Source organism: Streptomyces millisiae, assembly GCF_031845425.1.
Lineage (GTDB): Bacteria > Actinomycetota > Actinomycetes > Streptomycetales > Streptomycetaceae > Streptomyces > Streptomyces millisiae.
Genome location: NZ_JAVREM010000449.1, coordinates 1 through 246 on the forward strand (window position 1 = coordinate 1; position 246 = coordinate 246).

Genomic DNA, 246 nt, shown 5'->3' on the forward strand with positions numbered 1-246 from the left:
CTGCGTCAGCACCCCGATCGCGATCCGGTCCGACAACCGCTCACCCGCAGGCACCCCGACCTGCCCCACCCTCGCCACACCGAAGACAACGAGACACAACTACCTAAGTCACCGGCATTGGGCCTAGATGAGTAAGTCCTAATGGTTAGTGGTCGTAGGCGGTCAGCGATCGTGTGATGGGCTGGCCGGTGGTGCGGTTATGCCAGATGGCGCAGGTCAGGGCGAGGATGCGTTGGCCGATTCGGG

At 63.0% G+C, this 246-nt stretch carries 1 pseudogene; it reads right to left on the reverse strand.

Annotation, left to right across the window (positions count from 1 at the left end):
• Nucleotides 1-145 precede the first annotated feature (145 nt).
• Nucleotides 146-246 (reverse strand): annotated as a pseudogene (locus RNC47_RS37515) (IS982 family transposase); the annotation flags it as partial.